The 22,082-nt window shown below is 69.2% G+C and carries 16 protein-coding genes and 1 riboswitch; of the genes, 4 read left to right on the top strand and 12 right to left on the bottom strand.

Annotated features, from left to right (window positions below; genetic code table 11):
- Window positions 1-40 precede the first annotated feature (40 nt).
- From QSJ19_RS13935 to QSJ19_RS13920, 4 genes are all read right to left on the bottom strand, one after another.
- Window positions 41-919 (bottom strand): MTB12 C-terminal domain-containing protein, encoded by an 879-nt coding sequence (locus tag QSJ19_RS13935; protein ID WP_286321218.1) that lies wholly within the window; start codon window positions 917-919, stop codon window positions 41-43.
- A gap of 104 nt (window positions 920-1,023) precedes the next feature.
- A complete protein-coding gene (gene nbtC, locus QSJ19_RS13930; RefSeq protein ID WP_286321215.1) occupies window positions 1,024-4,248 on the bottom strand; it encodes a nocobactin polyketide synthase NbtC in 3,225 nt (1,074 codons plus the stop codon).
- A complete protein-coding gene (locus QSJ19_RS13925; protein WP_286321213.1) occupies window positions 4,241-5,620 on the bottom strand; it encodes a beta-ketoacyl [acyl carrier protein] synthase domain-containing protein in 1,380 nt (459 codons plus the stop codon). Before QSJ19_RS13925 ends, nbtC begins: the two co-directional genes overlap by 8 nt.
- A complete protein-coding gene (locus QSJ19_RS13920) occupies window positions 5,617-6,450 on the bottom strand; it encodes a thioesterase II family protein (RefSeq protein WP_286321212.1) in 834 nt (277 codons plus the stop codon). The genes QSJ19_RS13925 and QSJ19_RS13920 overlap by 4 nt, the downstream gene beginning before the upstream one ends.
- Before the next feature lie 68 nt (window positions 6,451-6,518).
- Here QSJ19_RS13920 and QSJ19_RS13915 point away from each other — a divergent pair, with 68 nt between their 5' ends.
- Window positions 6,519-7,160 carry a GNAT family N-acetyltransferase gene (locus QSJ19_RS13915; RefSeq protein ID WP_286321210.1) on the top strand — a complete coding sequence of 214 codons (642 nt, stop codon included), beginning with the start codon at window positions 6,519-6,521 and terminating at the stop codon, window positions 7,158-7,160.
- Window positions 7,161-7,168: 8 nt separating this feature from the next.
- Here QSJ19_RS13915 and QSJ19_RS13910 read toward each other — a convergent pair whose 3' ends face one another.
- The 3 genes from QSJ19_RS13910 to QSJ19_RS13900 all read right to left on the bottom strand — a co-directional run bounded on the left by QSJ19_RS13910 (window position 7,169) and on the right by QSJ19_RS13900 (window position 13,574).
- Window positions 7,169-8,497: a SidA/IucD/PvdA family monooxygenase gene (locus QSJ19_RS13910; RefSeq protein ID WP_286321209.1), complete on the bottom strand. Its 1,329-nt coding sequence runs from the start codon at window positions 8,495-8,497 to the stop codon at window positions 7,169-7,171.
- The gene (locus QSJ19_RS13905) at window positions 8,494-12,117 is read right to left on the bottom strand and encodes a non-ribosomal peptide synthetase (RefSeq protein ID WP_286321207.1); all 3,624 of its coding nucleotides are present in this window, start codon (window positions 12,115-12,117) and stop codon (window positions 8,494-8,496) included. The genes QSJ19_RS13910 and QSJ19_RS13905 overlap by 4 nt, the downstream gene beginning before the upstream one ends.
- A 116-nt stretch (window positions 12,118-12,233) precedes the next feature.
- A complete protein-coding gene (locus QSJ19_RS13900; RefSeq protein WP_286321205.1) occupies window positions 12,234-13,574 on the bottom strand; it encodes a salicylate synthase in 1,341 nt (446 codons plus the stop codon).
- Window positions 13,575-13,718: 144 nt separating this feature from the next.
- Between QSJ19_RS13900 and QSJ19_RS13895 the strand changes: the two genes are divergently transcribed.
- Complete coding sequence (locus QSJ19_RS13895; protein WP_286321203.1) at window positions 13,719-15,368, top strand: (2,3-dihydroxybenzoyl)adenylate synthase; 1,650 nt, start codon at window positions 13,719-13,721, stop codon at window positions 15,366-15,368.
- Window positions 15,369-15,476: 108 nt separating this feature from the next.
- Here the strand turns inward: QSJ19_RS13895 and QSJ19_RS13890 are convergent, their stop codons facing one another.
- The 5 genes from QSJ19_RS13890 to QSJ19_RS13870 form a co-directional block, all read right to left on the bottom strand.
- On the bottom strand, window positions 15,477-16,451 hold the full coding sequence (locus tag QSJ19_RS13890; RefSeq protein WP_286321201.1) for an ABC transporter substrate-binding protein: 975 nt from the start codon (window positions 16,449-16,451) through the stop codon (window positions 15,477-15,479).
- Between the two features lie 29 nt (window positions 16,452-16,480).
- Window positions 16,481-17,275: an MTB12 C-terminal domain-containing protein gene (locus tag QSJ19_RS13885; RefSeq protein WP_286321198.1), complete on the bottom strand. Its 795-nt coding sequence runs from the start codon at window positions 17,273-17,275 to the stop codon at window positions 16,481-16,483.
- 111 nt (window positions 17,276-17,386) lie between these two features.
- On the bottom strand, window positions 17,387-17,806 hold the full coding sequence (locus tag QSJ19_RS13880) for a hypothetical protein (RefSeq protein WP_286321196.1): 420 nt from the start codon (window positions 17,804-17,806) through the stop codon (window positions 17,387-17,389).
- A gap of 122 nt (window positions 17,807-17,928) precedes the next feature.
- On the bottom strand, window positions 17,929-18,687 hold the full coding sequence (locus QSJ19_RS13875; protein WP_286321194.1) for a siderophore-interacting protein: 759 nt from the start codon (window positions 18,685-18,687) through the stop codon (window positions 17,929-17,931).
- An 85-nt stretch (window positions 18,688-18,772) separates the two neighbouring features.
- Window positions 18,773-19,120, bottom strand: coding sequence for a GNAT family N-acetyltransferase (locus QSJ19_RS13870; RefSeq protein WP_286321193.1), 348 nt, complete (start codon window positions 19,118-19,120; stop codon window positions 18,773-18,775).
- Window positions 19,121-19,334: 214 nt separating this feature from the next.
- Window positions 19,335-19,449, top strand: a riboswitch (TPP riboswitch).
- On the opposite strand from QSJ19_RS13870, the gene thiC reads away from it, so the two are divergent.
- Together thiC and thiD are read left to right on the top strand one after the other, a co-directional pair.
- A complete protein-coding gene (gene thiC / locus QSJ19_RS13865) occupies window positions 19,439-21,133 on the top strand; it encodes a phosphomethylpyrimidine synthase ThiC (RefSeq protein ID WP_286321191.1) in 1,695 nt (564 codons plus the stop codon). (Overlaps the previous riboswitch by 11 nt.)
- Window positions 21,130-21,996 carry a bifunctional hydroxymethylpyrimidine kinase/phosphomethylpyrimidine kinase gene (thiD, locus tag QSJ19_RS13860; protein ID WP_286321190.1) on the top strand — a complete coding sequence of 289 codons (867 nt, stop codon included), beginning with the start codon at window positions 21,130-21,132 and terminating at the stop codon, window positions 21,994-21,996. Before thiC ends, thiD begins: the two co-directional genes overlap by 4 nt.
- Window positions 21,997-22,082: the final 86 nt, after the last annotated feature.

Here is a 22,082-nt window from a genome sequence, read left to right as displayed (position 1 = left end):
GTGCCAGTCTACAGAGGTAAACCTAACCAACCCACGTCGGTCAGAGGCTGCAGGGGATCTGCGCGTAGGACCCGATGTCGCAGATGGAACGGTTGGACAGCTTCCACTGGCCGTCCTTCCAGACCCAGTACACCGGCATCCGGGCCGGCTGGTAGCCGGGCGACCGGAGTTCGAGGGTGGCCTTGGCGGTGTTGCCGTTGACGCTGACCGGGCCGACGACGCGATAGGTGAAGCCGAGCGGCTTGAAGCGCTGGAGCAGCAGCACGATCGGCTGCGCCTGGGTGGCGGCGCGCTGGCCGCCCTCGAGCCGCTGCCCCTTCTGCGCTGTCGAACCGCCACCGACGAGTGAGTTCAGATCACCCTGCAGCTGTCCGACGGTCGGTGTCGGTCGCGACGTCGGGGTCTGCGTCTGCTGCTGGGTCTGCTGAGTCTGCTGGGGTGCGGCCGGGACCTCGGGCGCGGGTTGGGGTGCGGCCCCGGGTGCGAGTCCGCCCCCGGAGGCTCCGCCGGCCGGGAGATCCGCGCTGCTGCCCTCGCCGGGGGGCCCGGCCGGTTCGCCGACTGCCGGAGCGCCGGGGGCCGTTGCCCGCGGTGCGGCCTGCGGTGCGCCGGCCTGTGGGACCTGACTCTGCGCCGATCCGAGGTTCACCACGGTCGGTTGGGTGTTCGACGACGCGTTGTTGTCGCGCCCGATGTCGGAGAGCAGCAGACCGACGACGCCGATGGTCACGACGAGTGCGGAGATGATGGCCGAGATGCCGCCGGCCATGAGTACGGTCGGCCAGCTGACCCCATCGCCGCCGCGAGTGGCGCGCTGGTCACCGCGGGTGGGCTCGCTGTCGTCGGACTCCGGCGTCGACGCGGAGTAGGCGCGCGATCCGATCGGACCGGTGTCGGTGTCGTCATAGTCAGGCGACATGATGGGCTCCCCTTAGTCGGCGACAGCGCTTGATCGTCGGCTCCCCCCGAGAGCCGGGTGCACTGTCATTTAGTGTGACCTTACTTGATCGGATGGTGTGGCCGTCACCCCATCATCTCGACGACCTCGCGCAACGTCGCGCCACCGAGGATCGCCTCGATCGGAAGGTCCTGGTCGAGGACGGTCTTGACGCGTTTGCGCAAGTCCAGCGTCTGCAGGGAGTCGAGTCCGAGTGCGACGAGCGGAAGGTCCGGGTCGAGATCGACCTGGGCCGGGTCGAGACCCATCGTCAGCGCGAGCTCGGATCGCAGCAGATCTGCGACGGATGTCGTCGGTCGGGGCGAGGCCGAACCCGCGGCATCTCCTGCCCCCGCCGCGGTGGACACGGAACTGGCCGGCCCGGCATCTGCGTACAACGTCGCCGTGACCTCCGCGGGCGGCGCCGGGGCGGCCGTGACGACTGCGGGGTGAGGGTCGTCCGGGATGTCGGCGAGCAGGCGCTGGGAACCGAGCAGGGCGAGCACGTCGCGCAGCTCGGCGAAGTCCGCCGACACCACGATGCTGTCCGCCGACAGATCGCTCAACCCCACCGTCAGCGCCGACGACGGTGTCATCGGCACGACCCCGGCGCCCTGCACCCGCGCGACACCGGCGTCGTCGAGTGGCCCCTGCACCCGCCAGAGGCCCCACTGGATGGAGGCCGCCCGGGTTCCGTCGGCCCGGAGTTCGGCCGCGATGACGTCGAGCATCCGGTTGCCGAGCGCGTAGAGCGCCTGGTCGCGCCCGCCCAGCGTCGCCGCCAGCGACGAACAGAGCAGCACGCGGACGTCGTCGGCGGTCGGGATCGCCGCGAGCACCGACCGCAGACCGGTCACTTTGGCCCGCACCGCGTCGTCGAGGTCGGCGCGGGTGATGTCACCGGCGGGTGCCGCGACGTAGTTGACGGCGGCATGCAGTACGAGGGTCACCGGCTCGGGCAGCGCAGCGGCGAGGCCGGCGAGTGCGCCCTCGTCGCCGATGTCGCAGCGCGCCACCTCGACGACGGTGTCGTGCCGTCGGCGCAGCGCCTCGATGCGGCGGGTGACGTCGGCGGTGCCGCCGGAGCGGCTGACCAGGGTGATCCGTCCGGCGCCCGACGCGGCCAGGTGGTCGGCGAACTCGAGTCCGAGTTTGCCGGTGCCGCCGGTGATGAGGACATGGGTCAGATCCGGTGCCGCCTCCCGACCGATATCGCCGCCGACGTCGCCACCGGCCGCCTCGCCGGAGTCGGCCTGCTCGAGCCGCTTGACGTACAGCGCACCGTCGCGCACCGCGAGCTCGGGCTCGTCGGCGACGTGCACAGCGGTGACCACGTCGGCGCCGGGATCGCCCTCGGACGCGGGATCCAGGTCGAGATGCCGGAACCGCACGGACGGATGGTCGGCGGCCGCGCAGCGCAGCGCCGAGGTGAGCGCGGCATGCACGAGGTCCGGCGTCGGGTCCGCGCCGACGACCCGCTCACCACCGACGGTCACCCACCAGAACTGCGCGGGGATCGGATCGAGTCCGCCACGCCATCGTCCGTCGACGAGGATGTCGGCCAGATGCTCCTGCGCACCATCGGGTTTCGTTCCCGAGGGCCCCATCAGCAGGACCGCGGCGTCGGCCTCCACGGGCTGATCACCCGCGCCGACGACGACCGCCGAGGTACCCTGATGCTGCGCTGCCGCCTCGATCTCGCGCGCCAGGTCGGCGCACTGTCCGGTCGGGTCGAGGACCGCGATCCGCCTCGGCGGCAACAGACTCCGACGCTTGCACGGTCGCCACGTCTCGACCAGCCGATGCACCGCGTTCCCGGCCTGTCGTGCCGCCCAGCCCGGGGCGTTGACCTCGTCGTCGCGGCCCGCCTCACGATCGGCCCACAGATGGACCCGACGCATGACGGTGTTGGGGAACCCTCTCAGTGGCGCTTCGGGTATGCCGACCGCGGTGTCGGCGGGTAGTAGTGCGTCCCAGCGGAATCCGCTGTCGGCGACCGCCACGGCGGCGACGTTGCGGGTGAACTCCTCGAGCCCGGCGGCATCGCGTCGGGACGTGCCGATCACCGGGCGCGCGGCGAGGCCGGCCTCGTCGACGTCGGAGAGGGTCTCCCCCATGGCCAGCAGGAGCGTCGGATGTTCGGACATCTCGATGAAGAAGTCCGCGCGATGGCTGACGACGGCGTCGGCCATCGCCTTGTCGAAGCGGACCCGGTTGCGCAGATTCCAGAACCAGTAGTCGCCCAACGACATCGTCTCGTCGACAGCACCGCCCAGGGTGGCACCGATGCACGGCATCGTCCCCGCGAGCATCGACTCGTTCTCCAGGTAGGTGCCCAGCGCGTCGAGGAACGCCGGTTGGTATTCGCTGACGATGCTGGTGTGCGCCGGGTACTCGACGCGGATCTCCTTGGCGAACGTGCCCTGCGCACTCAGCGTGTCCACCATGCCGAGGACGGCCTCGCGCTTGCCCGAGATGCACAGGATGTGGGCCGAGTTGACCACGGACAGCTGCGCCCATCCCGAGTTCCGCGCGAGCATGTCCTCGCACTCGTCGACGTCGATCCCGACGACGGCCATCGTGTGCCCGCGCGGCGACAACTCGTGGACGAGACGCGCACGGATGGTGACGATGGTCAGCGCGTCGGACAGGGTCATCGCGCCGCTGCGATAGGCGGCCGCGATCTCGCCCTGCGAATGTCCCACGGTCAGTGCGGGGGTGGCGCCCGCCGCATCCCACATCGCGGTGAGACCCGCCATCTGCATGAACAGTGCCGGCTGAACGGTCCGGACGTCGGTCGCGGACGGATCATCGGCATCGAGTTCGCCCAGCACGTAGTCGCGGGGGGACGCGCCGAACAGCCGCATCGACTGCACGTGGCACGCGTCGACCTCGCGTCGATAGTGTTCGGACAACCGGTAATACGAGGCCCCCATCCCGGGACGCTGACTGCCCTGGCCCGGGTAGGTGTAGGCGATCCGGCGGGGTGTGGCCGCGCCGGCTCCCCGCACGACGTCGGGGTGCACGCGCCCCGCGGCGAGGGCGTCGAGCGCGTCGGCGAGCTGGGCGTGGTCGACGGCGGTGACAAGCGCGCGGTGGCGGCGGGCCGGTCGGGTCCGCAGGAGATGCGCACCGACGCGGGCCGGGTCGACCTCAGGGTGCGCGCGCACCCAGTCCCTGATCGCGGCCGCTTCTTCGACGACGAGTTCGGCGGTGTCCGAGGAGATCAGGATCGGGACACGTCCGTCGGGAAGACGGGGCCCGGACGTCGAAGCGGCGGCGTCGGGGATGGTGCCGGCGTGGTCAGACATGGGCGACCTCGCTCCCTGCGCTGTCATTGAGTGCTGCATCGAGTGCTGCACTGTCACCGACTGTTGCGCCGGCGTCGACGGGCATGCCGATGATGGCGTGGGCGTTGGTCCCCGACACACCGAAACTCGACACCGCCGCGTACCGGTGCCCACCTCGCGGGGCCCACGCGCGACGCTCGGTGGACAGGCGCAGTGCGCCACGGCCCCAGTCGAGTCGGTCGGTCGGGTCGTCGGCGAACAGGCTGGGTACCGTGACCCCGTTGGCCCCGCAGAGCAGAACCTTGATCAGGCCCATGATCCCGGCGGCCGCCTGGGCATGTCCCGCATTGGATTTCACCGATCCGAGCAGAACCGGGTCGTCGGCGGGCCGCGACGCCCCGTAGGTGTTCTGCAGCGCCTCGAGCTCCATCGGGTCGCCGAGCGGGGTGCCGGTCCCGTGTCCCTCGACGACATCGACATCCGCCGGGCAGATCCCGGCGGCGGCGATGGTGCGTTCCACGAGTCGCTGCTGGGCCGCCGCGCTCGGCACGACAATCGGTGCCCCCCGCCCGTTGTGGTTGACGCGGCTGGCGAGAACGGTTCCGAGGATGCGGTGGCCGAGTCGCCGGGCCCGACCCTCGGGTTCGACGACGACCACGCCCGCGCCCTCACCCCAGAGGGTGCCCGTCGCCGACGCACTGTAGGACCGCAGGTGCCCGTCGGTGGCGAGTCCGTTGTTCTTGGCGAACTCGACGAATGCGGCCGGCGATCCCATGACGCAGACCCCACCGGCCAGCGCCCATTCGCAGTCGCCGGACCGGATGGCGGCCGCGGCGAGATGCAGTGCGGTCAGCGATGATGCGCATGCGGTGTCCACGGTCATCGACGGCCCGATCAGGCCCAGGGAGTGCGAGATCCGTCCGGCGACGGCCCCCAGGGCGGTACCGGCGATCCGATGCCCGGAGTACTCGTTGACGGCGGCCGCGCGCGGACCGTACTCGGCGATCGATGCCCCCATGTACACGCCGACCTCCTCGTCGCCGAGGGACGCGGGATTGATGCCCGCGTTCTCCAGGGCGCGCCAGGCCACCCGCATCGCGACCCGCTGCTGAGGGTCCATCGCGACCGCCTCTCGCGGACTGATCCCGAAGAACAAGGGGTCGAACTCGGCGGCACCACGCAGGAATCCGCCCGCGTCCGGCACCGATCCCCAGCCCTCGAGCCCACCGAGCGCGAGCACCTGGTCGACCGGCCAATCACGGTCGCGGGGAAAGGATTCGATCAGTTCCACGCCGTCGGCGAGGGCGGCGAAGTAGTCCTCGGGCGTCTCGATGCCGCCGGGCGCCTCCACGGCCATCCCGGCGATCACCACGGACTCGACACCGGGAGTCATCGGTGCACCTGATCCGTGCGCCCGGCATCGCGCGCCTCGGTGAGCACCTCGAGGATCTCCGGTCCGCTCTCGTGCAGGTAGAAGTGTCCGCCGTCGAACACGCTCACCGTGACGTCCTCGGCGTGTGCCGACCAGGTGTGCAGATCGTGCGGTTTGATGACCGGGTCGTCGGCGCCGCCGATGACCGTGATGGGCGTGGCGATGCGGACGTCCGGCGCGCAGCGGTAGCCGTCGAACGCCTGGTAGTCGGCGCGCAACACCGGCAGCGCCATCCGCATCACCGCCTCGCTGCCCATCACACCGGTGCCGGTTCCGTCGAGAACCGAGAGGTGAGCCATCAGGCCCTCGTCGTCGGTCGGATGCGGCGGTAGATCGGCCACCCGGCTCGGTGCGGTCGCGGCGGAGACGACGAGCCCGGTGAGGGGCACCGACCGGTCCTCGGCCCGCCGGACGAACTCGAAGCCGACGAGCGCGCCGAGGCTGTGGCCGAACACCGTGAGCGGTGCGGTCGTGGCGTCCGGTCGGCTCACGTAGTGACGCACGGCCTCGTCGGCGAGGTCGCCCAGGTCGCCGGCCGCAGTCTCACGCATCCGGTCCTGACGCCCCGGATACTGCATGATCAGCACGGTGAACTGTCTGCTGAACACCTCCGAGAGCGCGCGGTAGGCCGAGGCACCGCTGCCGGCATGCGGGAAGACGAGCAGCGGAGGAAGGTCCGGGCGTAGCGGCTGGTGGAACTGTCGGAGCGCACCGAGTGCGGGTCGGGTCGGGCTGTCCTGCTTCTGCGTCATGTCGTCGTCTCCGGGAGTGGGCTGGGGTGACCGGGGCATGGGTTAGCCTGGCGTGAGGCCATCATCGAGACCGAACCCATCATTGAGACCGAACGGAGTGCTCCGGCATGGATTCCGCCGACACAGCGTCGAGCGATCAGTACGAGATCGGTCGTGAGATCACCGACGTCCCAGCCGAAGTCGCGGCGGCGGGACCACCGGTGGTGCCGGCTGCGGTCGGACGCTTCGCGGTGCGTGCGGTCGACCCGGACCGAGACCCCGCGATGCTGGTGTCGTGGTTCGCCCGGCCACATCTGGCGCAGACCTGGGAGCAGGAGTGGCCGGAGGAGCGGTGGCGTGCCGACGCGGCGCACCGACTGTCCGGCGACTACTCGCGTCCGCTCATCGTGTCCCTCGACGGCACCGACGTCGCCTACATCGAGCTGTACCGCCCGGCGCGCGACGAGATCGCCCGACTCTATCCGGTGGACCCGCACGACATGGGCCTGCACGTCGCGACCGCGGACCCTGCGATGACCGGCAAAGGCGTGATGTCGGGATTCATGGCCGATCTCGCCACCGCGGTGTTCGATGCCGAACCACGATGTCGCCGTGTGGTTCTCGAGCCGGATGCGCGCAATGCACGGATGCGCCGGGCGCTGCTCAAGCGTGGGTGGACCGACGTGGGTGAGTTCGATGTCCGCCCGGACCGTCGGATCGCGCTGCACATCCTGGGGCGTACCGCCGAGGATGTCCCGCACGGACTCTGAGCGGCGCATCAGCCGGCCTCTCCGACGGAGTTCGTCGCTCGGCTGTCGCGGCGCCGACGGGTCGAGATCCGCAAGATGCGGTTCGACAGCTCGCCGAGACAGCTGAGGTTCGGGAACCCCGGACCCTGCGCGAAACCGGCGAGGTTGGGCAGGAACAACGTCGGCGTCAACCCGGTGACCGCGAGATCGTGTCCGATCACCGATTCGACGCGTTCGAGTGTCGGCGGCCAGCCGAGGGTGAGTTCGAGGAGATCCGCGGCGTCGTCGGTGAACAGGTCCAGGAACCACAGCGGCTGGCCACCGGTCGCGTCGACGACCAGGTCGAATGTGTGTGTCGCGGAGGGCCGCCCCGGATTGTGCAAGGTGACCGCGATCATCTCACCGGCCCGGCGCGCGGCCACCACGCGACCCTGCAGGTGGTGAATTCGATTGTCACCCAGCAGGTTCTCCTGCACCCGGACGGAGAACACGCCGCGGTCGGTGCGACGGATCACCTCGCGGCGTTCGTCCGGGGAGATGTTGGCCCAGCCGGTCGGATCGCTGAACATGGCGTTCTCGAAGTAACTCTCGCCGCGCGTGTAGATGGTGGCGCCCGGCGAGATGACCGACACCGTCATGACCTCGTGGCGGGCGAGTTCGTCGAGCGCTGAACCGGCGGTCTCTCCACCACCGATCACCGCCGCACGCGAGGCGACCGGGAGGTCACGGCGGGACACACGATCCCAGAAGGACGCGATGGACAGCACGCGTTCGTCGTCGAGCAACGCCGTCTCGCTGGCGCCCGGCCCGGTGATCATCAGTGCGTCTCCGACGATCTCGCTGCTCGTGCCGTCGGTGGCGACGACGTCGAGACTCCAGGTCTCGTCGTCCGTGGACACCGCACGGACCGTGCCGTTCACGACGTCGAGATCGATGCGGGTCGCCACCCACTGCAGATAGCGCGCCCACACGTGATGGTGCGGATTGGGTCGGCCGCGGTCGATCCATTCGGCATAGGTCTGGTGCTCGACGAGGAAGGACATCCAGCTGTAGTCCAGCATGCGGCGGGAGATCTCGGCGTTGAGGTCACCGCCGGCCGCGTCCTTGCCTCCCCGTCCCGCGAACGCCGAGCGGTACGGGAAACCGATGTCCTTCTCCGGGCTGGTCCCGAGCCGGTGGCGGCCATCGGTCCATCCGCCGATCGACTGCCAGTTGGCACCGACGGCGTGGGCCTCGATCACCCTCACGTGCGGCGCCGGCATCCCGAGGTCGCGGCACACCTTCGCCTTGGCCGCCACCGCAAGGGCTTTCGGGCCGGCGCCGATGATCAGGAGGGTGCCGGTCGGCGGTGCGGTCATCCGAGTGACTCCGACAGTTGCTCGTCGTCCATGGCCGCGACCTCCAGATAGAGTGCGGCCACCTGGTCGAGCCGTCCCGGCCGCTCGTCGGCGGCGTCGATCCGGCGGGCGAGATCGCGCACGGTTCGCGCGGCGAAGATGTCGACGACACCGACCTGCGGCGCGTCGAGCCATTCGCGCACGCGGGCGACCACGGTGGTGGCGAGCACGGAATCCCCACCGACCGCGAAGAAGTCGTCGGTCACGCCGAGGTGTCTCTCGTCGGCGCGCAGCACGTCCGCGACGATGGACAGCAGCGCCCGTTCGAGGTCGCCGTCGGGCTCGACCCGCCGACTTCCGGGGTGGTCGTCCGAGCCGGAGGCGGCCACCATCCGGGCGATCTCCGTGCGATCGAGCTTGCCGTTGGAGGTCAGCGGGAGATGGTCGACGACCTCGAGCCGGGAGGGGATCATGTATCCGGGCAACAGGTCTCGGAGGTCGTCGAGAAGGCGGTCCGCCGTCGGGGCGGCCTGCCGGCCCGTGGCTGATTCACCGGTGGCGACGACCGCGGCGAGTGCGCGCGGGCCGCCGGGTGTGCCGGTCAGGGTCGCCACGGCGTGACGGACCCCGCCCACCGCACGCAGTGCGCCCTCGACCTCGCCGAGTTCGACGCGGAAGCCGCGCACCTTGACCTGGTGGTCGGCGCGGCCGAGGAACTCGATGGTGCCGTCCGGCCAGTAGCGCGCCAGGTCACCGGTGCGGTACCAGCGACGCCCCTCCCGTTCGACGAAGCGTTCGGCCGTGCGATCGGGGTCGTTGCGGTAGCCGTGTGCTACGCCGGCTCCTCCCACCCACAACTCCCCGGTCACCCAGTCGGGCCGGTCCCGATCCGACGAATCCACCACGCGGCATTCGACGTTGCGCAGCGGGGTGCCGAACGGGACGGACGTCCAGTGGGCGGGCGGATCGACGACCTCGCACACGGTGCCGTGGATGGCGAACTCGGTGGCTCCGCCGAGGCCGGCGAACCGGGCGGCGGGCGCGAGCGCATGCAGCCGGCGCGGCAGGTCGACGCCCACCCAGTCGCCACCGAGCAGCACCGCGCGCAGTGAGTCCAGGCGGGCCCCATCGCCGGTCGCGTGCGCGGACTCGGCGACGGTCAGCAGCATGTCGAGGGCGCTCGGGACGCAGGTGAGCACCGATGCACCGTGCCGGGCCAGCAGGTCGAGCCAGGCGGAGGGATCGCGAGCGTCGTCGGCGGCCACCGCGATCACCGCACCGCCGGCACTGAAGATGCCGAAGATGTCGTAGACCGAGATGTCGAACTCCAGCGCCGCGACGGTGAGTGTCCGGTCGGCAGGGCCGACGCCGAACCGGTCGTTGATGTCGTCGATGGTGTTCATGGCCGCCCGGTGGGAGACCTCGACTCCCTTCGGGGTCCCGGTCGAGCCGGATGTGAAGAGGATGTAGGCGATCGACTCGCGCGGCGGCAGCACGGCTTCGGTGAACGAGGTGCGGTGGTCGAGCGCGCTCGCGAGGTCGAGTCCGGCGACGCCGTCCGGCAGCTCGTCGAGGGCACGCCCCTCGCCCAGGACGACCCGGATATCGCCGGTGTCGAGGATCATGGCCCGCCGTCGCGGTGGATGATCGTGCGCGATGGGCACCCAGATGGCACCGGTCGCCACGACGCCGAGGGTCGCCACGACCTGATCCGGTCCCTTGGGCAGCGAGACGGCGACCGCATCCCCGGGCAGGACACCGGCCGACCGGAGCGCCCCCGCGACGGTCAGCGCGCGGCGCGCGAGTTCGCCGTAGGTCAGCTCGCCGTCGCGCCAGATCAGTGCTGTGCGTTCGGGTTCGGAGATGGCGCGGGAGAAGAACTCCTGGTGCAACACGCGTTCACTGGTGGGCCCGGCGGTGTCGTTGACCCGCTGTCGTACCGCGTGCTGATCCGCCGGCAGCGACGGTGCGGAGGTCGCCATCCATCCGGCGTCGCCGGTGCGCAGGCGCTCGATGGCCGCGACGTAGTGGGCGAACATCGCGTCCACCACTCCGTCCGGGAACACCGCCTCGCGCACATCCCAGTTCAGGAGCAGCCCGCCGCGGACCTCGGTCACCTGGGCGTCGAGCATCACCTGCGGCCCCTGCGAGACGATCCAGGACGGATCGCCGAGTCGCTCGAGCACATTCTCGGAGAACAGCTCTCCCAATCCGAGTGCGCTGGTGTAGACGACCGGGGCGAGCACCTGCTCCCCGCGGGCACGTCCGAGGTCGCGGAGCACCTCGAGTGCGCCGTACGCGGAGTGGGAGCCGTTCTCGTGCATCGTCTTCTGCATCGACCGGGTCAGGCCGAGCACCGAGTCGGCATGCCGGGTGTCGACGTCGATGAGGATCGACGAGCTGAAGTCGCCGGACACCCGGTCGATGTCGGGATGCACGGGCTCCCGATGGAAGAGGGGCACGTTGAGCAGGAAGCGGTCGTCGGCCGACCACGCTCCGAGTGTCGAGGCGAACACTGCCGCCAGCGCGATGGCCGGGGTGACGCCACGCTCGTGGGCCGCCGCCAGCAGCTCCTCCTTGGCGTCGGCGTCGAGCCAGTAATGGTGCCGGACAACGCGGTTCGCGTCGTCGGCGCGCAGGTCCGGTCGCGTCGGCAGCGCAGGGCCGGCGGGCAGGTCGTCAAGACGCCCGGCCCACCAGTCGCGATCGCGGTCGTGAGCCGGGTCCGGGTCCTCGGCACGCCGCTGCAGGTAGTCGCGATAGGTGACGTCGAGACGGTCGAGCTCGTCGCCGTCGTAGAGGGCGACGAGATCGGCCAGCAGCATGCGGTAGCTCATCGCATCGGCGACCAGCATGTCGACGTCGACGTGGAGCCGGTGTCGCCCCGCCGGCAGCAGGCTCAGCGTGATGTCGATGACCTGCCCCGACGCGACATCCATCTTCTGATGGCTGGTGCGATCGCGGGTGGCGTCGAGAGCACGGTCTGCGTCGTCGGCGGTCCGGTCACGCAGATCCTGGACCGAGAACGGGTCGCGTGCCGGGCGCGCGAGGATCTGCTGGGTGCCGTCGGGCAGGAACCGCGCCCGCAGCATCGGGTGCCGGGCGACGAGCGCGGTCACCGCCGCATGGAGACGGTCGGGTTCGAGTCCCGCGCCGTCGAACTCGACGTAGAGGTGCGCGGCAACGTTCCCGAGGTCGGCGGCGTCGGTCCGGCCGATCCAGTAGGCGTGCTGCATCGGGGCCAGCGGGAACGGGTCGTCGGCGGCGGGTGTGGTGTGTGTCGAGGCGTCGACGGGTGCCGGGGTGTCGTGCTCTGGGGCTGCGGACTCTGGGGCTGCGGACTCGGGAGTGGCGGACTCGGGAGTGGCGGACTCACCGGCGTCGGACTCACGCGGGTCGCTCGGCGAGGCAACGGCCGGCGCGGTCGCCGCGAGCATCGTCGCCCACGCGTCCACTGTCGGCGAGGCGGCCAGCTGAGCGAAGTTGAGCCGATGACCGCGCTTGCGCCAGCCGCCGGCGATCTTCATCATGCGGATCGAGTCGAGGCCGAGTTCGATGAGGTCGGCGTCCTCACCGATCTCGTCGGCGTCGACACCGAGGGCCGATGCGATGGCCTGCCGGACCTCGTGTTCGGCGTTCATCGATGCGGACTCCTCTCTGTCTCTGGTCTCTGACGCTGTGGTCTCTGACGCTGTGGTCTCTGACGCTGTGGTCTCTGATGCTCTGTCGGGATGGCGGGCGGGGATGCGGTCGGCGGTCACGACCCGCGCCGGCGCATCACGTGGGGCGCCACGCTGGCCAGCTTCTCGCAGGTCTCCTCGAACTCGCGGTCGGGGTCGGACTGCCCGACGACCCCCGCACCGGCGCGCAGCCACGCCCCGTCGTCGGAGTCGAAGATCGTGCGGAGCGCCAGGGTGGCCTCGAGTTCGCCCGCAGAGGTGGCGGTCACCACGGCCCCGGAGTACAGCCCGCGGCGGTCCGGTTCCAGACGGTAGATGGCGTCGAGCGCGGCCGCCTTCGGAATGCCGGACGCGGTGATCGACGGAAAGAGGACGGTCAGCGCCTGCCACGGGCCCGCGTCAGGCCGCAGTTCACCGCGCACCGTCGACGCCAGGTGCTGGACGCTGCCACGCTCCCGGATCACCATGAACTCACTCACCGCGGTCGTGCCCGGCAACGAGACCGACTCGATCTCGTCGAAGCACGCCCGCACCGACATCGCGTGCTCGGCGATCTCCTTGGCGTCGCTGAGCAGCTCGACGGCCGCCGCGGCGTCGAGTTCCGCCGACCGTCCGAGTGCGCGTGTGCCGGCCAGTGGCTCGGTCACGACGGTGCCGTCGATGTCGACGGCGACGACGAGCTCGGGACTGAACCCGGCCGCCGACAGCCCGCCGAGCCTCAGGAGGTAGGACCGTGCGGGATTGTTCTCGAGACGTCCACGTGCATAGGTGGCGGGCAGGTCGACGGCGAACGGGATGTCGACGCGGCGGGACATGATGACCTTCTGGTAGCGCCCCGCGGCGATCTCGCCGACGGCCCGCGCGACCCGACCGCGATAGTCGTCCGGATCGGTCCGGATCTCGATCGGCGAGGGTTCCGTGTCCGGGGTGGTCGACGACGCCAGGTCCTGCAGTCGCTGCGCGACGTCCGGGCCCGCGGTTCCGGTGTCGATGCCGTCGGCGTCCACGGTCGCCTCGAACTCGGGGATGATCAGGTGGGCGAGGATCGTGTCGTCGGCGACGCGATCGGCGAGGTCGTGATGCGGCGCGCAGTAGTCGAAACCGACCCAGCCGTACACCCGCCACTCCGGTGAGGACAGTGCGGCCAGCGCATCGGCGAGAGCGTCGGACGGGTCTCCGCTCCACGGGCGCGTGGTTCGCGTGCCGTCGGCGTCGGTGACCTCCACCGTCTGGGCGGTGAGCACGATGCGTGCCGCGACACCTGCAGCAAACACCCATCGACCAGCACGTTCGTAGACGACGTACTCGGCGACCCCGCCTGAGTCCGCCCACGCCGCGCAGATCTGCGCCGGATGACCGGTGATGTCACCGGATCTGTGGCGATCCCCGGTGGGGGTCGAGTCGACGGTCAACGACATGACCCGGACCTCCTTGTGGTTCGACCAGAGGACAACACCTCGGGCAGGAATGCCTTAGGCCAGGCTAATCTACCGGCGCGGAGTAGCACAGAACACCTGTTGTGACTTAGGTTGCCCTAACGGCCCATGTGTTTGAATACATCCATGAGTGACGTCGTCGACGACCTCGCCGAGGGCTTCCGCCCACATCCGGCCGACGCCGCCGCGAGGTACCGGGACGCCGGCATCTTCGCCGAGGCCCCGCTGTGGCACCTTCTCGAGCGGGCCGCGACGCGACGACCCGACGCTCCGGGGCTGACCGACGCGTCCATCGACGGGCCGACGACCCTCACGTTCGCCGAACTGCACGATCGGGTGAGACGTCGGGCGGCCGGTTTCGTCGCCGCCGGTCTCGTCCCGGGCAGCCGGGTGATCCTGCAGCAACACAATTCCGCGGAGTTCGTGATCACCTTCTTCGGCCTGTTACGAGCCGGGATCGTCCCGGTGATGACGCTGCCCGCCCACCGCATCGCCGAGATCGCGCATCTGGCCGCAGGGTCGGGCGCCGTCGCCTACGTCACCGAGGACGGTCGGCGCGGTTACGACCATCGTGAGTTGGCCGCCGAGTTGCAGTCGCGGATTGCGGAGGTGCGCAGCGTCTTCGTCGCCGGTGACCCCGGGACACATCAGCCGCTGCCCGACGCGGATCCGGCGGAGACCGGACTCCCTGCCGCCACCGACACCGACCCGGACACGCCGGCGCTGTTCCTCATCTCGGGTGGCACGACCGGCCTGCCGAAACTCATCGCGCGTACCCACAACGACTACGCCTTCAACGCACGACGGTCGGCCGAGATCGCCGGGTTCACCGCCGACGACACCTACCTCGTCGCGCTGCCCGGTGCCCACAACTTTCCCCTGTGCTGCCCGGGCATGCTCGGCATCATGTGGGCCAGCGGGCACACGATCGTGACCGATGACCCCAGCCCCGACAACACCTTCGACCTCATCGAGCAGCATCGGATCACCGCCACCGCGCTTGTACCCGCCCTCGCCCAGGTATGGTGCGCCGCAACCGAATGGGAACCCGCCGACATCTCATCGCTGCGGCTGCTGCAGGTCGGTGGCGCCAAACTCGCCGAACCCGATGCGGTCGCCCTCGATGCCGCGCTCGGGGACGTCGTGCAGCAGGTGTTCGGCATGGCCGAGGGCCTGATCTGCTACACCCGCCTCGACGACCCGCGCGATCTGGTCCACCGGGTACAGGGGGCACCGATGTCGGAGTACGACGAGGTCCGTGTCGTCGACGAGGACGGCGACGACGTCCCCGATGGCGTCGACGGCGAGCTACTCGTCCGCGGCCCGTACACGATCCGCGGGTATTACCGCGCCGACGACCACAACGCGCGATCGTTCACCCCGGACGGCTTCTACCGGTCCGGTGACCGCGTCCGCCGGCTGCCGTCGGGGCATCTGGCCGTCACCGGGCGCATCAAGGACACCATCGTGCGTGCCGGCGAGAACGTCGCCGCCGACGACGTCGAGGAGAATCTCCTGGCGCATCCGTCGATCCGCGCGGCCGCCGTGATCGGACTACCGGATGACTCACTGGGAGAACGGATCTGCGCAGCGGTGGTGTTGTCGCACGAGCATCCGCGCGACGAGGAACTCGCGCTGCCGCAGGTACGCGCCTTCCTCACCGACCGAGGGTTGGCGTCGTTCAAACTGCCCGACTCGCTCGTGGTGGTTCCCGGACTACCCGTCACCGCCGTCGGCAAGATCGACAAGGCGGCGCTGCGGGAGTCGTTGGGCTGACGCCCCTTTCACGCCGATCGTGCCCAGTTTCTCGTCGATCGGGTCCAGAATCGCGCCGACCGGGTCCAGTTCTTCACCGATCGTGTCCTACGACGCCGCGCATCGCGGTCAGGATTGGCTGGCCGCTGCCAGTGCGGGCCTCATCTGCTCGAAGGCGTACGGAATCGAGTTGGGTGACGGCTCATTCACTCCGTTGATCTGTACGGTCGACATCATCGCCACAGCACCGGTTCTCACCGAGCGGAGATTCCGGTACCCGGGCAGAGCCTCCATGCGCTCCTGCAGAGCGGGTGTCTGCGCTGCCATCACCAACAGATCGGAGCTGAGCATCGGGATGTTCTCGGTACTGACCTGAAAGCGGGGCTGTCCCGCCCGCGACGACTGTCGGATCAATTGCGGCGCCATGGTCAGGCCCAACGATGTGAAGAGCTTCGCAGCACCGTCCGATGCATCGCCGAGAACCGAGATCTGGTCCGATCCATACAGATAGGCGAACGAGTAGGTCTTGCCACGCAGTCCGGGGAACTCGGTGGTGATCTCGTGGACTTTCGCCGTCACCCCGGCGATGATCTCCGTGGCCTTGTCCGGCTGATGCAGGATGGTGCCCATCAGGGTGACCATGTCCTCCCACGGATCGACCTGCTGGCCGCTGATCTTGTCGATGGTCGGCGCGAGCTTGGACAGATTCTCGAAGCTGCCCGACATCGACGCGAATCCGGGAGCCAGGATCAGGTCGGGTTCGAGTGCGGCAACGGCGCCGACGACATCCCCTTCGAGCTCGATCGGAGTCGAGTCCGCCAGTCGGTCCCCGAACCACGGCGGCGCGCTGCCCGTCTGCTGCTTCAGCGAGTCGTAGTAGCCGACGGGGACGACCCCGAACGAGAGCGCGACATCAGTCCATTGACCGCCGAGCGTCACGATCCGCTTCGGTGTGCCGTCGACGGTCACCTGTCGGCCGTCGGGGAGGTTGATCTGCACCGGAGCGGTGAACTGCTCGTCTGTCGACGAGCACGCTACACCCGTGAGCACGACGGCCGCCACGAGGAGCAACGCCGTGAGCGATCTGCGAACGGATCCGGTCACCTCACTCCACCTCATGTCCGGATGCCGATTCACACCGAGCACGGGATCAATGCATACGCGGCGACATCGCAGACGCTCCGATCGGAAAGCTTCCACTTGTTCCCGCTCCACACCCAGGTGAGCTGGCGATACCGCGATCCATTGCCGACCAGTGACATCTGCAGGGTCGCGCTGAGACTGGTTCCGTTCAGCCGTACCGGGCCGATCATCTGATACGTGAACCCGGCGCCGCTCACCCGCAGCATCTGCGCAACCTGGTCGATGGACCTGAGTCCTCGTTCGCCACTCTGCAGTTCGTTCGCGCGGGCGGCTCGCGCAGCTCCGGTGTTCATGATCAGCTTGATCTTCGTGTTGAGCTGACCGGGCGTCAGCGCGGCGGGAGAGGATGCCGCGGGAGCGGGCTGAGCCGGGCCTGCCGTCGGCGGTACGGGAGCAGCCCCGCCCTGCGGCGCTTCGGCAGGCGGGGCCGCAGAGGTACCAGCGCCGGCTCCGCCGTCACTTTCCGGAACCTGCTCGCCCGCGGGCGCCTGGCCTGCGGGAGGGGCATCCTGCGCAGGAGCGGCATTCCCCGGCACGACAACGTTCGGGGCCGCACCGGCAGGAGTTGCCGGCCCGGCGGCTCCGAGGTTGACAACCGTCGGGGTCTGCGCGCCGGAAGCTTCGCCTGCTCGTTGGTCGGCGACCAGAATCCCCACCACGCCGATGCTGACGATGAGCGCAGACACGATGGCCGCGACTCCTGCCGACGCCAGGATCGTCGCGATGCTCACACCCGAGGCTGACGCGCGACCGTCGTCGTTCGCGTCGTAGTCGAACTCCGCCACTGTGCCGTATCCCCTCTCCGGGAGTACAGCCCCCGAGCCCCACGATGAAGGACAGGCTAACCTAGCTGCGTCATCAGGCCAATCCTCCGATCAGACGATCTCCACTCGGATTCACTGCACCTTCGCCGCCGCAGTGGCGAGCATCGGGGTGAGCCGTTGGAGAGCGAACCGCAACGACTCGGGCGTACCCGCCGACATCGCCTGCATGATCGGGTCGGTCTCGGCGAGTTCGATGGCCCGACCGTCCCGGGTGACCGGCAGCGAGTTGATGAGGTTGTCGTTCTGCAACTGCGACAACGGCATATCGATCGGCGCGACGACCGCGACCTGGCCGTCGAGCGCCGACACCTTCTCCACCGGCACCGCCGCGAACAAGCCCTGCGCCTGCAACTGCGCGACGGGCAGACCTATCCGAGTGCGATTTGCGAGCAGCCGGTCTTCGCCCGACCGTGTCCCGGATTCCGCCGATCGTGCCCAGCTTTTCGCCGACTGTGCCCAGCGCCAGACCTGACGCGCCGACCGAGCGGGCACGTCGGCGCGTCAGAACACGATCGACGAAAAAGTGGGCACGATCAGCGAGATTCTGGGCACGGTCAGCGAACGTGGGTTCGATCTGCGCGTGGGCCAAGCCGTACGGGACCGACCGGATCGCCTCAGGACTCGGGGCCGTTGGCGCGCCAATACGCCTGGGCCTTCACGGCCGTCTTGCCGAGTTTGTAGTCGTTCTTGAACGACGCCGACACCGCGCGGGTCGCCTTCATGTCGAGGGCCACCCATCCGAAGTGGCCGGTGGCGTCGAAAGCGGCGTCCTTGACGGCGTCGACGATCGCATCGCCGTCGCTTCCCCGGTGAATCCAGTTGATGGTGTCCTGGTCCCGAAGGCGGAGCGGGAGCGTCTTGTCCGACTCGTGGGTGTACTCGAACCACACCGTCGCCGGAGCCGACGGATTGGCCGACGCCGAGATGGCGTCGAGCAGCGAGTTGATCGCCGGGAGGGCGGCCGGATCGCCGGCGATGAGCCACCCCGCGGGTGCCGGCTCGGGGATCGCGAACTTCGATCCCATGAACGTGGCTCCGATGGTGTCCCCGGGCTCGGCCGCGAGGGCCCATCGGGCGGCGGCACCGTCGTGGATGGCGAACTCGATGGAGAACGAATCCGTCGCCCGGACCGGGTCGACCAGTGTGTAGCCGCGCTGATGCATCTTGCCGTGCTTGTTCTCGAACCAGATGCGCACCCACATCGTGGGGTGGACCGGGCGGTCGGCGAGCAAACCGCCGCCGGTGAATCCCAGCCGGATGTACTCGTCGGTGACCTGTTCGTTGCTCGTGACCGTCAACTCGTAGTCATCGGCTCCGAGCAGTTTGAGGACGGCTCCCTGCCATCCGCGCGACTTGGATTTCGTCTCGACCATGTCCGGACGGACCTTCCCCTCGAGTGCAGCAACGATCGCCAGCTTAGCCTACGCTAACTTCACGCCGCGTCCCTCGGACGGACGATCACGCCGGTGCGAGCGCCACGATCCCGGGATGCGCGTCGAGGTACGACTTGGTGAACGAGCACACCGGGCGCAGCCGCGCCCCCTGCTCCCGCACATAGCCGATCGCACCCACCATCAACCGGGTTCCGAGTCCGTGACCCGTGTACTCGTCGTACAGCACGGTGTGCAGGATCGTGACGGTCGGGCGACCCTCGACGACCTCGGTGCTGTAACCGAGCACTCCGACGAGGTCGCCGGCGACCCACAACTCGAAGCGTTCCCGGTCGGTGTTGTGGACCACCTGGGCTATCTGCTGCAGGATCGCCTGCGCAGACTGCGGTGGCCGCCGTCGATTCTTCCTCTGCACGATCCCCTCCTGCGGACACGCTGCACTGACCGCCGCTGCCCGGACTCCCCTTCCCGACGACGACGAGGACCTCTTGTGATCCGGGTCACAGGCTACCCTACGTTGCCGTAGGTCACGCGAAACCGACGCATATTTTTCGCACGGCGAACAAGGTCTCGAGGCCGACGACGCGCTAGGGTGTTCACTGGTCCGGTAACAGCCTCCGGGCCCGACAAATACACAACGCGGGGGCTCCCACGATGACCGGGGGCTGAGATGGCGACAGGCGGTCGCCGACCGCCTGAACCTGTCCGGATAATGCCGGCGTAGGGAGCCCTCATGGGAACATCTGTATCCACATCTGCGTCCACACCCACCGTTGTCGATCTCGCTGCGTCGATCCTCACGACGGGCCCGATCGAGGGCAGCGCGAAGCACTACCGCGAGATCGACCACCTGCGCGTGCCGCAGCGACGGATCTCGCTGACCAACGGTGAGCACCTCGACGTCTACGACACCTCGGGCCCCTACACCGATGCGAGCGCGACTGTCGACGTCGAACGAGGTCTGGCGCCCACCCGCGACTCGTGGCACCGGCCCGACCCGGTCGACGGCGCCGCCACACAGCTGGCATGGGCACGTGCGGGAATCGTCACCGACGAGATGCGGTTCATCGCGGCCCGCGAGGACGTCGACGTCGACCTCGTCCTCGCCGAGGTCGCCTCGGGCCGGGCGGTGATCCCCGCCAATCATCGCCACCCCGAATGCGAACCGATGATCATCGGCAAGCGGTTCGCGGTGAAGGTCAACGCCAACATCGGCAACTCGGCGGTGACGAGCTCCATCGCCGAGGAGGTGGAGAAGATGGTGTGGGCCACCCGGTGGGGTGCCGACACGATCATGGATCTGTCCACCGGCAAGGACATCCACATGACCCGCGAGTGGATCCTGCGCAACTCGCCGGTGCCGGTCGGCACGGTGCCGATCTATCAGGCGCTCGAGAAGGTCAACGGCGATCCGACGAAGCTGACCTGGGAGATCTACCGCGACACCGTGATCGAACAGGCGGAGCAGGGCGTCGACTACATGACCGTGCACGCCGGCGTCCTGCTGCGGTACGTGCCGCTGACCGCGCGCCGGGTCACCGGCATCGTGTCGCGCGGCGGATCGATCATGGCCGCATGGTGTCTGGCCCATCACGAGGAGTCGTTCCTCTACACACATTTCGACGACCTGTGCGAGATCTTCGCCCGCTACGACATCACCTTCTCCCTCGGCGACGGCCTGCGCCCGGGCTCGATCGCCGACGCCAACGACGAGGCCCAGTTCGCCGAGCTGCGCACCCTGGGCGAGTTGACGACGAAAGCGAAATCGCATGGCGTGCAGGTGATGATCGAGGGACCGGGCCACGTCCCGATGCACAAGATCGCGGAGAACGTACGCCTCGAGGAGGAACTGTGCGAGGAGGCACCGTTCTACACCCTCGGCCCTCTGGCCACCGACATCGCTCCCGCCTACGACCACATCACCTCGGCGATCGGTGCCGCGATGATCGCCCAGGCAGGCACCGCCATGCTGTGCTACGTGACTCCGAAAGAGCATCTGGGCCTGCCCAACCGCGACGACGTGAAGGTCGGCGTCATCACCTACAAGATCGCCGCGCACTCGGCCGACCTCGCCAAGGGACATCCGCGCGCGCAGGAACGTGACGACGCATTGAGCAAGGCGCGCTTCGAGTTCCGCTGGACCGACCAGTTCAACCTGGCCCTGGACCCCGACACGGCTCGCGAGTACCACGACGAGACGCTTCCGGCCGAACCCGCCAAGACCGCACATTTCTGTTCGATGTGCGGGCCGAAATTCTGCTCGATGCGCATCTCGGCAGACGTCCGCGCCTACGCCGAGGAGAACAACCTGGTGACCGCCGAGGACATCGACCGTAAGATCGCCGAGGAGATGGCCGCCAAGTCGGCCGAGTTCACCGAGGCCGGCGGCCGCGTCTATCTGCCGCTCGAGGCGGCCGGAACACCATGACCGATCCCGGACCGGACGATCTCCGATTGCCCACGGCCGCACCGGGGATCACGCCGACGCGCGTCCTGACCATCGCCGGATCGGACTCCGGCGGCGGCGCCGGCATCCAGGCCGATCTGCGGACGTTCGCCCTGCTGGGTCTGCACGGCTGTGTCGCGGTCACCGCGGTGACCGTGCAGAACTCGTTGGGTGTGCAGGGTTTTCAGGAGATCGCCCCGGAGACGGTCGCCGCCCAGATGCACAGCGTTGTACCCGACATCGGTGTCGCCGCAGCCAAGACCGGGATGCTGGCGTCGGGCCCCATCATCGAGGCCGTCGCCGAGGCATGCAGCGAGCTCGGCATCGGTCGCGACGCCGACGTGCCGCTCGTCGTCGACCCCGTGTGTGCGTCGATGCACGGTGATCCGCTGCTGGCCACCGAGTCGCTGGACACGTTGCGGTCGCGTCTGATCCCGCTCGCGACGGTGGTGACGCCGAACCTGGACGAGGTCCGGCTCATCACCGGGATCGATGTGGTCGACGCGGCGTCGCAACGGTCCGCGGCACATGCCCTGCACGATCTCGGCGCGCGCTGGGCGCTGGTGAAGGGCGGTCATCTGCGGTCGTCGGATCACAGCCCGGATCTGCTGTTCGACGGCCACGATTTCCGCCAGTTCGATCATCGGAGGATCGACACCGGCCACGACCACGGAGCAGGCGACACACTGGCCGCGGCGACGACCTGCGCGCTGGCCCATGGGTATTCCGTACCCGACGCTGTGGGCTTCGCCAAGCGGTGGGTGACCCGTGGCCTGCAGTCGGCCTATCCGCTCGGTGCGGGCCACGGCCCGGTCAATCCGCTGTGGCGCGTCTCGGAGGGCTGATCGCTGGTCGGTCCCCTGCTTGACCGCACGTCGAACGCATGACCGTCACCGCTGACGTAGGGATGACCGGACCATCCAGTTGCCCA

It is taken from the genome of Gordonia sp. ABSL11-1 (assembly GCF_030315685.1).
Lineage (GTDB): Bacteria > Actinomycetota > Actinomycetes > Mycobacteriales > Mycobacteriaceae > Gordonia.
The sequence above is the reverse complement of the archived record's forward strand: the minus strand, read 5'-3'. Positions and strand labels throughout refer to the sequence as shown.